The sequence below is a fragment of the Candidatus Phytoplasma asiaticum genome, assembly GCF_015100165.3.
Classification (GTDB): Bacteria; Bacillota_I; Bacilli_A; order Acholeplasmatales; family Acholeplasmataceae; genus Phytoplasma; species Phytoplasma citri.
The window spans coordinates 455,407-467,710 of record NZ_CP097206.1; the positions used below are offsets into that span (position 1 = coordinate 455,407).

Consider the following 12,304-nt stretch of genomic DNA (forward strand, 5'->3'; position numbering starts at 1 on the left):
AAAAACAATTTCCTTTCTACAAAATACAAAATAATATAAAATCTAATTTTATAAAATTTATTATTTTAAGAAATATTATTCACTTTCGCTATAGCTTTAACAATAGCTTGTGTACATTCAGGATTAAAAATAGAAGGTAAAATATTTTCTTCATTTAATTGAGATTCCGGAATAACAGCTGCTAAAGCATAAACTGCAGCTAATTTCATTTCTTCTGTAATTTGAGTCACTTTACTATCTAAAGCTCCACGAAAAATCCCCGGAAAAACTAATAAATTATTAATTTGATTAGGAAAATCTGAACGACCTGTCGCTACAATGCGAGCATTACCTTTCTTAGCTTCTGATGGCATAATTTCTGGTACTGGATTAGCCAAAGCAAAAACAATAGCATCTTTATTCATACTAGCAACCATATCAGAAGTTAATAAATTAGATTTAGAAACTCCAATAAAAACATCTTTGTTTTTAATAATTTCATTTAAAGTACCGGTCTCATTATAAAAATTAGTTATTTTAGCTAATTTTTGTTGACTTACATTTAATAATTCTAAATCTTGAGAATTAATTGCTCCATGTTTATCTACTAAAACAATATTTTTAGGTTTTAATAATAATAACAATTTCGCGATAGCTGTACCTGCTGCTCCTGCTCCTAAAATAACTATTTCGATTTCAGACATCTTTTTATGCACAACTTTTAAAGCATTAATTAATCCAGCAGTAACAGCGATAGCCGTACCATGTTGATCATCGTGAAAAACAGGGATCGATAATTTTTGTTTCAACTTTTCTTCGATCTCAAAACACTCAGGAGCCTTAATATCTTCCAAATTAATAGCACCAAATACAGAAGAAATTTTACTAATAATATTAATCATTTCTTCAGGATCTTCAGAATCTACACAAATAGGATACGAATCAATATTAGCAAATTTCTTCAATAAAACAGATTTACCTTCCATTACCGGAATAGAGGCCAAAGCACCAATATTTCCTAATCCTAATACTGCTGTTCCATTACTAATAACTGCAACATTATTACCTTTAGAAGTATATTTATAAACATCTTCAGGATTTTCTTTAATTTTTAAACATGGCTCTGCTACTCCCGGAGTATAAACGAGAGCCAATTCTTTTAAATTATTAACTTCTACTTTAGATACTGTAGCTAACTTACCTTTTTTTTGTGCGTGCAATTTTAACGCTAACTCTTTATTATTCATCACTTAATCGCTCCTGTTTATATTGGAATTTATTTATAAATTTAAAATTCAAATATTTATTTTAATTATTGACAAAATTAAAAAAACGATTTTAATTATTTAATTATTTTAAAATTAATATATTGGGGGTTTTTAGTGCGTTAATTTAATGAAAAATCACCAATAATAATAATGTATTATCTTTAACAAAATGTCAACCTAAATTTTCTTTTTTTTGTTAATATTTTTATAATTCGATTGTTTTTTACAATAAATAAAAATAATTTATAAAATTTTATAAAATAGTTTTCTAATTATAAAATTTTATAAAATAGTTTTCTAACAATTATACAAAAGATTATCTATCTCGAATTAATAACATCAATATATTTCTTAATAGTAATTTTTATAATTTGTATAAAAATAACTAAAATATAAAATATAAATCCTAAAACCAAAACATATATAAGTTTTTATGTGTGGCATTAAAAAGGGACAGATAAATAAGAAATAAACCAACTATTTTTTTTAAATCAAAAGAATTTAATCAAAATTAAGGATAAACTCAAATTAATCAAGAAGATAACTATTTCTATTAAAATAGATAAAATATACATTTTACAAGCTCCAATAGCTCTTAAAATGACTATATCTTTGTATCTTGGCTTTAATAGAATTATTAGTAAAAATAATTCTCTTATAAGCGGAGTTTGAGATATTGATATTATTAAATATTTATTTTTTATTTTAGATAAATCATTACTATACAAAGAATAATAATTATCAACAAAATCATCTATTTGTTTTTTAGATAAATCTTGAAGAAAACCTATTATTTCGCAAAACTTCAAAGTTTGATTTTCGTTATAACATTTTTTCATAAAATCCAGAGTTATAAATTATTTATTACTTCTTTAAGTTCTTTAAGTAATACAACTATATATTAGATTACCAAAACACTTTTCAACCGAATAATATAATTCTAAAAACGAAAGTTTTATAAAATTAAAAAAAGTATTTTTTCTTTTGATTGTGATTTCTGATAATCTTGATTCTTATACGAGAAATATATTGATATATTGATCATCTATCATTTCGATTACAATAAATTCTGCCAATATTTCTTGTAATAATGGTAATAATGGTTCAAAATCATTATAAATATATCGGGAATCTGGTGACTTATTATAAGATTATACAAATTCGTAAATAGTTTGAGAAATATAAATTTTTATTTTTAATAAAATTAATGATTTGCGATAACCAATTATTCTCCAAAATTTTTTATTTTCTGATATTTTTATCAAATCAACCACATTACTAATTAAAAAATAATTAGAATCATCTTCCTTTTGATAATTAACATTCCAAATTTATTATGAGTTGTAAATGAACTTTCGGATTTTTTTGCTTCAATAAATTAAATATCATCTAAAGTCATCGATGACATAGTCAAAAATTTGTTAAAATATCGATTAAAACCAAAATTTTTTAAGGATGATTTTGAAACATTGATTTAATACCATACGAAGATTTAAAAAAATACATTACCGAAAAAAACTAATAAAACAAAAAAAATTGTTAATAAAATATTAAAAAATAATGAAATAGATTTGTTTTTTATATTATTCCGAGCCATACGAAAAGATAATTTTAAAAAAACTTAGAACTTTTTTCGCATAAATAAGTTTTACTATTTATTAATTCTTTATTATTTACATCAAAATAAGAAATATCTGTAAAAAAATTGTTAGATAAAAAAATTGTTAAATTTTTTATTTGATCTTTAATAATCTTACCATCTTGTAATTCGATAATGCGATCTGCATATTTATGAGACATTTCTAAAAATCATACGAAATCAAAATGATTAATGTTTTTTAGCAATTCTCGAAAACAATTTTAATATTTGTTCTCAAGTGACACTATCTAAAGCAACTGTTGGTTCGTCATTAAAAAATCAGGTTTCTTAATAATAGCTCTTGCGATAACTACTCGTTATTTTTGACCTCCTGATAATTCATTAACATGACACAAACCAAAACCAGCTAAATCTATATCATTTAGAAGATTATTCATAATTTTATCATTAACTTTTTTTACCTTGTAATTGCTAAAATAATTAATATATTTTGAAATACTGCCAAATCATCGATTAACTTAAAATGTTGAAAAATAAAACCAACTGATTGATTTCTTATAATTATCCAAATCACTTTCACTAAAATTTCGAAAAGATTTATGGTTAAAAATAATATCTCCATCGGAAATTTTCTCCAAACCACCTAATATATTCATCAAATTAGTTTTAAAGCTACCAAATTTTCCTAAAATAAAAAATAAACATTTTAATGATAAAGATATATTAATGTCTTTTAAAACAAAAATAAAATCTTTTTTAAATTTAAAAAATTTATTAATTTCTTTACAAATTAACATTATGAATATTAAATTTATTTCTTCGCTAAATAATAAATTAAAATTTTCAAATATAAACCGATTGATTGCAATAAAAAAATTATTTTTTTAAAGTACAACTAATAAAATGTTCATCAGATACTTGGTATAAATCTAAATCTGGTTCTGCATATTTTTTAAAATTACGAAAATCAAAAACTTCATTTTCAGCATCATAAAAATTTTTATTAGGTTGAATACGAGAACGATAAATACTAGTTAATAAAAAATCATTTAACAATTTTTTAGTATAAGGATGTATAGGATTACTAAAAATTTTTTTACAAGGAGCTTTTTCAACAATCATACCCTTATATAACACAATAATATTTTCAACTAAAGAAGCAACAATACTTAAATCATGTGTAATAAAAATCATAGACATATTATATTTTCTTTGCATATCTTTAATTAAATTCAAAATTTCTTGTTGAGCTATAACATCTATAGCAGTAGTAGGTTCATCTGCAATTAACAATTTCGGATGACAAATCAAAGAAATGGCTATAGATATTCTTTGGCATAATCCTCCGGATAATTGATACGGATAAGATTCTAAAACTTTATAAGGATCAGAAATCTCTACCTGTTTTAATAATTGTATAGACTGAAGAAAAGCCTGTTTACCATATAATCCCTTGCGTAATTTTAAAATTTCGAATATTTGTGTTTTTATTTTGAACAAAGGATTTAAACTAGAAACAGGATCTTGAAAAATAATACTAATTTCTTGACCACGAATTTTACGCATTTGATGTTCATTAAAATTAGATATTACTTCTTGATTAAAAATAATTTGCCCTTGAACGATTTTTTGATTCTTGTGTAAAAGTTTTAAAATTGATAAAGCAATTTGACTTTTTCCGGAACCAGATTCGCCTATAATAGCAAGAGTTTCTTTTTCTTTTAATTCAAAATTAACTCCTCTAACCGCTTTCACTAAAGAATTTTCAGATTGAAAATAAGTATGTAAATTTTTTACTTGTAACAAATTCATATTATCTCATCCTTTAAAAATAAAAAAATACAATAATAAATATCAATAACTCAAATAACTTTAATCATGTTTTAAACCTGTTTAATTTAATTAATTTTTTTAAATTTAATTAATAAAATTATCTTTTAACTTTTAAATTTGCGAATATCTATTTTAAATTATGCGTTGCACAACTATTATTACAAAAGAATTTTAAATATTGTTAACATTATGTTTCATAATGAGGAATACGAGGAATAGCATTTAATAATGATTTAGTATAAAAATGTATAGGTTTTTGGAAAATTTCTTGTGTAGGAGCTAATTCTACTAATTGACCTTGATACATTACTCCAATTCTATCGCTAATATATTGAGCTACTCCTAAATCATGAGAAATAAATAAATAAGTCACTTTATATTTAGTTTTAAAATCATTTAAAAGATCTAAAATTTGTTTTTGCACAGTTACATCTAATGCAGAAACAATTTCATCACAAACTACAAATTTTGGTTTTAAAATTAATGTTTTAGCTATATTAACTCTTTGTCTTTGGCCTCCGCTTAATTCAGCCGGATAACGTTCCATCAATTCTAAAGATAATCCGCATTTTTGCATAATATCTATAATCTGTTGATGATACCTAGGATCTTTATAACCCAAAACTTTTTGATGAATTATCAAACCTTCGCCAATAATATCACGCACTTTAAATTTAGGATTTAAAGCTGAAAAAGAATTTTGAAAAATAATTTGCAAATCAGGACGCCACCTTTTAATTTGACTAGGCTTTAAAATACTTAAATTAATATTTAAATCATCTTCAGGAAAATACCAAACATTACCGTGATTATTTTTTTGTAATTGTATAATTAATTGGCCTAAAGTAGATTTTCCTGAACCTGATTCGCCGATAATACTTAAAGTTTCTTGTTTGAAAATAGATAAATTAATATTGTAATTGGCTTGGAAATTTTTTTTATTAACCTTAAAAGATTTATGCAAATTTTCAACTTTAAATAAAATTTTGGATTTGGTTATATCCATTATTTATACCTCTTTCTTCGAACAAAGATGAATTTTATCGCCATACAAAAAATTAAAAATCAATTATTATTCAATAAATTTATTAATACCTTCTGCTATAAAATTAAAAGCTAAATTAGTAAAAATAATAAACATCATCGGGAAAAAGAATAATCTCGGATAGCTATAAATATAAGTTTTATTAAGACTCAACAACATCCCCCATTCCGGAACAGAATTATCTAAACCAATTCCAATAAAACCAAAAGAAGAAGCTACTAAAATAACACTACTTAAACTTAAAACTACTCTAATCAATAAAATAGTTAATAAATGAGGAAAAATATGTTTTCGGATAATATAACTATGACTAGCTCCTAAAGCTAAAGCATTTTTAACAAAATCTTGACTAGATATTTTCATCGTAGCATTTTTAATATTTTTAATAAATGTTGGCAAATAACAAATAGATAAAACCATAATTAATTGATAAAGTCCAGTTTTTAAAAAAAACATAATTAGAAATGCCAAAATAAAATCTGGAAACACAATTAAATAATCACAAATAAAATTCGTTATTATATCCCAAAAACCCGAAAAATAACCACCTAAAATTCCTAAAATTCCTCCTATCACAAAACTAATAGAAACAGAGATACAAGCTATGTATAAAGATGTTATAGTTCCTCTAAGCAAATAAGCAAAAACATCATGACCTAAAGAATCTGTTCCGATCCAATGATAAGATCCAGGCTCTAAAAAAGATCCATACATCGAATTCCACATAGAAGTTTTATTTGGAATAATCATAGGAAGAATAAAAGTGATCCCCAATAAACAAAATAATAAAATCAAACCCACTAATAAAATTTTATTTCTCTTATATAAAAAATTTAAAAAATAAAATATTTTTTTCGGAATAATAAAATATACCTCCTTATTGTTTTGAACGAAAAAAAATCATTTTTTAGTAAAGGTGGGATCAATAAAATAACATAACAATTCAACTAAAATTCCAATCAAACTAATAACTAAAGATAAAATTATTACACAACATTGCAAAACAGGAAGATCTCTTTGATTAAAAGAATTAAACATTAATAAACCTAAACCATTTAAATTGAAAATACTTTCCAAAACAATAGCACCACTTAACATAAAATTAAAAATTAAACTCACATGAGTAAGAATAGGAACTAAAGAATTTTTTAATATATGTTTAAACCAAATTCTTTTATTAGACAAACCTTTCGCTCTAGCAGCTATAACAAAAGGTTGTTCCGAAACAGATATTAAAGTTACACGAGCAATACGAAAAATTGAAAAAACTGCTACTAAACTTAAAGAGGTAATAGGCAAAATCCATGATTTAATTTGATCTAATCCTGAAATAGGTAATAAATTCAAATAAAAAGCTAAAAAATATTGCAATAAAAAACCAATAATAAAACTGGGCATAGAAATAAATAAAATAGAGGTAAAAATCAAAATATAATCTGTTTTACTTTTGAAATTTATAGCGGCTAAATAACCTAAAAAAATTCCTATTAATGAAGCTATTAAACAACTTAAACAAGTTATTGTAAAAGTAATTTTGAAAGATTTTATAAATAAACTCAAAGCTGACATTTTAGGATATGCATAAGACTGACCAAAATCCCATTTAAAAATGATATTAGAAATATAATTCCAAAATTGTTCTAAAAAAGTTTTATCTAATCCTAATTGAATTCTTAATTGTTCTCGTTGTTGAAAAGTACTTTTATAACCTAATAAAGATATAACAGGATCTGAAAAAAATTTCATAGCACTAAAAATTAATATAGCAACAATTAAAAAAATTAATCCGACATAAAATAATTTTTTGACAAAATACTTGTGAAAAAACATTTAATCCAAGTTTGCTCCTTTAATCTATCAAATAATTTTCTTAAAAATAAAAAATTTTTTATTTAAAAAATTTAGTGAATTTAAATTTTACGTAATTTAGTTATATCTAATTCTCCGAGTATATTAATATTAAAATTTTCTATATTTTTACGCATAGCTATTTCAGAATATTTTTGACAATACAAAGGAATAATAGCATATTGACGAAATAATAATTGATGAAAATTACGAACTTGCTGATCATAATCAGGGTTATTAGTATTTAATTTTAAATTATTTAAACCTTGAGTAATTTCTTTGCTATCTGATAATTGATGCCAACGCATATATCCTCCTTTTTCTTTAGGACCAAAAAAATAATTAAGCACATAATAAGGAGTAATATCTTCTAAACTTTCTGAAATCATTAACATATCAAAATCGCCTTTTTCTCCTTGATTCACCAATTCATTCAATTCTCTAATTTCATGCTTAACATTAAATCCTTCTTTTTTTAAAAAATCAGTTATACGACTAGCATAACGATAAGAAATAGGAGATGCCGGATTAATGCTGAAAAAACTTATTTCTTTGCTATTATCAGGATTCCGACTTAAAATCAAATTATCAAAATTAGGCGCCTCTAAATAACCTATCATGCGCGGATCTGACATACTATTAACCACTTGATAACGATCTGGATCTTCGCCTAATTGTTCTAAAAATTGTTGTTTTTTGGCCGAAGATAATGTTTCGACAATTTTTTTGCGTTCTTCAAGTGATAATTTTTGGCAATTTAAAAACAAATATGTTATAGTTAGCGATTCTGGTTTTATAATTTGCAAATCAGAAGATCGAGATAAATCTTTGGATGAAATTTTATCAAGAACAAGAAAAGATATATCAATATCTCCCTTTTTAAGGTGCATGTTGATAGTTTGAGTATCCGGAATACAAGAAAATTTGATTTGTTCAATATTACTATCGTTATAATCATCTTTTCTATAATAATCCATAAAACGATCTAATTGAATATTATTATTATCAAAATATTTTAACTTAAAAGGGCCTAAACCAATTCGACGATTAGGATTATTATCACCTTCAAAGATAACAATAGGTATTTTACTTAAGTGATAATAATTTTGATAATTGGATGGATCTGAATTATCTTTAAAAAGAATAAAAAAACGATTTATATCATTATTGTCTATTTTAATATCTTCAATAAAATTCGAGTGTTCACCACCTGTTCGTTTATCATACAGAATATTATTAAGAACATCTCGATTATTCAATATACGCCCATTATGAAATTTAATACCCGAAGATAAACAACATTGATAATATCCTGTAAATTCACCTTCTGTTATTTTTTCTGGCATAGCAGTTAAAAGACAAGATTTATATTCATGTTTTAAAACATTATTTTCTTTAAAAGAATATCCTTTGATTAAATATTCATGTAATAAATTCCTAATATAACTATTAACAACCGTATTAGCTCCTTGTCCCAAGATCCCAAAACCTTCTTGTACCGGAACTGTTGAACCTAAAGTCAAAATATGTTTGTTTTTTTCATTAAAATTATTTCTATTTTTTTGATAATGTTTTATAATAATTAAAAATATAATTATTATAAAAACGCTTATTATTAAAGCGAAAATTTTTTTATTTTGTAAAATGCGAAAATTCATCAATAAAAATATACCTAAACTTCCTAATAAAATACTAATTAAAATAAAAATCATATTCTTTCTATAACCAACTCTATTCCTTCCAAAAATTTTAAAATATTTAACAACAAAATATTAATTATTATATCAATTATTTTATAATATAAACAATATAATAATATATTTATATAGGTTTTTTAATTAATATTTATAAAATGAATACAAATTTTTGTTAATTTGTAATTATTATTATGTTATAAAAACAAAAGATAAAAAATTTATAAACAATTTATTTATATAAAATGCTTTTTTCATTATTTAAAACATAATTTATACTATCATAATAAATTCACATTTTTACTACAATAGGAATTCCTAATAATTTTAATCCTTCTTCCAAAACTATACAAATACTTTTGATTAATAAAATAAGACCTTTTTGTAACTCTAATTCAGAAGTTAAAATTTTTTCTTTTTCATACAAATGATTAGTATGTTGAGATAATTTCAATAAATAACGAGCTAAAAGACTAGGCATATTGTTTTGAATAATTTTTTCTAAAATCCCGGGAAAATCATCTAACAACTTAACAATAATAAAATAATAATCTTTTTGGAAATAATTATTTAAAAATAACCAATTCAATTTATCGAATTCAATATTACATTTTATTTTAGAAATAATCGACTTTAAACGTACCAAAGTATATTGTAAATAAGGACCTGTGTTTCCTTCGAACTTAATCATCTTTTCTAAATTAAAATCAATATTTAAATGACGATCGTTTTTTAAATCATTAAAAAAAATAGCACCAATAGCAATTTTTTCTGCTATTTTAGTTATATTTTTTTTTGATAAATTGTTATTTCTGTTTATAATAATTTTTTCAATATTATTTCGAGCATGATTAATAATATCTATTAATTTATAATCTTGGTGTTTTCGAGTAGAAATTTTGATTTTATTTAAACAAATTAAACCAAAATTAACATGTTGAATATCAAAATCATATCCCATTTGTTTCATAATTGCAATTAATTGTTGATAATGTAATTTTTGTTCATTGCCTACCACATATAACATTTTCTGAAAATGAAATTTTTGAGCACGATATAGTAAACAAGCTATATCTCTAGTTAAATAAAGAGTACTACCGTTATCTTTTTGAATTAAAGCCGAAGGTATATCTTTTAAAGGAAAAATATAGGCTTTTTGATCAACAATAATTAATTTTCGTTGATATAAATTTTTAACTAAGCGCAAAGCTTTTTGGTGATAAAAAGATTCCCCTATATAAAAATCAAATGAAATACCCAATAATTTATAAATTTTTCGAAATTCTTTTAAAGAAATACGCCGAAACAAACGCCATAATTTAAATATTTGTTCATCTTTTTCTTCTAATTTTTTAAAAATATTTTTAGCTTCCAAATGGAGAATATTATTAGTTTGTGCTCGTTTATGAAACAAAATATAAAGTTTTTGCAATTCATCAATAGGATTTTTCAAAAGCAAATCTTCTTTACCCCATCTTTGATAAGCTAAAATCATTTGGCCAAATTGAGTCCCCCAATCTCCTAAATGATTAATACCAATAGTTATAAAACCTAACTTACGATAAATATTTTTTAAAGCATTACCAATAATAGTAGAACGTAAATGACCAATAGAAAAATTTTTCGCAATATTAGGAGAAGAATAATCTAAAATAACCACCTGATTGTTAATCGATTTTTGAGCATAATTTTCAGATAATTTATAAATTGAACTTAAAATTTGTTGACTAATGAAACCTCTTTGTACTTTAATATTTAAAAATCCATTAACAAATTGAACTTCTGATACTTCTGTTAAATTTAATAAAATTTTTTTAAAATCATTAAAGATCTTTAATAAATCATTATTCCATTGTTTCTGATAGATAAATAAAGGCAAATAAAAATCCCACAATAAATCTTTATCATAATATTTAACTATAGACTTAATATTAAATTTTACATTTAAAATATTAGTGATTTGGGTTTGCAATTTTTGCAAATACATAAAAAAATTCTCCTAATTTTTTTGAAAAAATCATTTAAATTTAATATTAAAGTTAATATTATATTTGAAAAAAAGAAAATTATATTTAAAATATCCTCTATCAGGATAGTTTAAATATAATTAATTCTTCAATAAAAAATTATTCTAAAAACTGAATAAATTCCTTAAATTTTTGAGGCAAAGGAATATCAAATTGTAACCTTTTTCCTGTCCAAGGATGATTAAAATATAATTTTTTTGCGTGTAAAAGTTGAGACGAAACCGAATATTTTTTGGAATTATATAAATTATCCCCTATAATAGGATGTTTTAAATAACTCAAATGAACACGAATTTGATGAGTACGTCCTGTTTCTAGTTTAATTTCCAAAAGAGAATAATTATTAATTTTTTTTAAAGTAGTAAAGTGTGTAATAGCTATTTTACCTTGAGAGACTACAGACATTTTCAAAGGATTACGATGATCTCTTTTAATAGGCAAAATTATAGTACCTGTTTGATCTAAAAAACCTTCAATTAAAGCATAATATATTCGTGTAATACCTTTATTTTGCAATAATTGTTGCATTTTCTCAACTACTTCTATTGTTTTACCTACTAAAATCAAACCTGTAGTATCTTTATCTAAACGATGAATAATGCCCATGCGTTCACTCAAAGGCATTTTAATAAAATCTTTAAGTTGATACAATAAACCATTAATTAAAGTAACACCCCTAAAACTAACTGAAGGATGAACTATCAAATTAGCAGGTTTGTTAATAACAGCTAAATATTGATCTTCATAAATAATTTCTAAATTCAAATTAATAGGAAATAAAAAATTAGATTTTTCAATTAATGTAGATAAATTTATCGTGACTATATCTTGACTCTTTAAAAGATTGCTCTTTTTAACTAAAGCATTATTCACTAATACTTGATAACGAGTAATTAATTTTTGAACTTGATTTTTAGTCAACCCAATTTTAATAGTAACAAAATCATCTAAACGAACTCCATTAAATTTTGTTTCCACAATAAATTTTTTTATCATAAAACCTAAGTCCC

10 protein-coding genes are annotated in these 12,304 nt (G+C 23.2%); all 10 read right to left on the minus strand.

Annotated elements, in window-relative coordinates:
* Nucleotides 1-65: 65 nt before the first annotated feature.
* Entirely contained in the window at nucleotides 66-1,226 is a 1,161-nt protein-coding gene (locus H7686_RS01945; protein WP_193621823.1) for an NAD(P)-dependent malic enzyme, read from the minus strand.
* Nucleotides 1,227-1,738: 512 nt separating this feature from the next.
* The gene (locus H7686_RS01950; protein ID WP_193621822.1) at nucleotides 1,739-2,086 is read right to left on the minus strand and encodes a hypothetical protein; all 348 of its coding nucleotides are present in this window, start codon (nucleotides 2,084-2,086) and stop codon (nucleotides 1,739-1,741) included.
* A 772-nt stretch (nucleotides 2,087-2,858) separates the two neighbouring features.
* A complete protein-coding gene (locus H7686_RS01955; protein ID WP_193621821.1) occupies nucleotides 2,859-3,047 on the minus strand; it encodes a hypothetical protein in 189 nt (62 codons plus the stop codon).
* A 676-nt stretch (nucleotides 3,048-3,723) separates the two neighbouring features.
* Entirely contained in the window at nucleotides 3,724-4,659 is a 936-nt protein-coding gene (locus tag H7686_RS01960; RefSeq protein WP_193621820.1) for an ABC transporter ATP-binding protein, read from the minus strand.
* 208 nt (nucleotides 4,660-4,867) lie between these two features.
* A complete protein-coding gene (locus tag H7686_RS01965) occupies nucleotides 4,868-5,686 on the minus strand; it encodes an ABC transporter ATP-binding protein (RefSeq protein WP_193621819.1) in 819 nt (272 codons plus the stop codon).
* 66 nt (nucleotides 5,687-5,752) lie between these two features.
* Complete coding sequence (locus tag H7686_RS01970; RefSeq protein ID WP_304513260.1) at nucleotides 5,753-6,526, minus strand: ABC transporter permease; 774 nt, start codon at nucleotides 6,524-6,526, stop codon at nucleotides 5,753-5,755.
* 99 nt (nucleotides 6,527-6,625) lie between these two features.
* Nucleotides 6,626-7,555: an ABC transporter permease gene (locus H7686_RS01975; protein WP_193621818.1), complete on the minus strand. Its 930-nt coding sequence runs from the start codon at nucleotides 7,553-7,555 to the stop codon at nucleotides 6,626-6,628.
* An 80-nt stretch (nucleotides 7,556-7,635) separates the two neighbouring features.
* Nucleotides 7,636-9,285, minus strand: a complete 1,650-nt coding sequence (locus H7686_RS01980) for an ABC transporter substrate-binding protein (protein WP_193621817.1) — start codon at nucleotides 9,283-9,285, stop codon at nucleotides 7,636-7,638.
* Nucleotides 9,286-9,559: 274 nt separating this feature from the next.
* On the minus strand, nucleotides 9,560-11,254 hold the full coding sequence (gene argS / locus H7686_RS01985; RefSeq protein ID WP_193621816.1) for an arginine--tRNA ligase: 1,695 nt from the start codon (nucleotides 11,252-11,254) through the stop codon (nucleotides 9,560-9,562).
* A 139-nt stretch (nucleotides 11,255-11,393) separates the two neighbouring features.
* Entirely contained in the window at nucleotides 11,394-12,272 is an 879-nt protein-coding gene (locus H7686_RS01990; protein WP_444517536.1) for an RluA family pseudouridine synthase, read from the minus strand.
* Nucleotides 12,273-12,304: the final 32 nt, after the last annotated feature.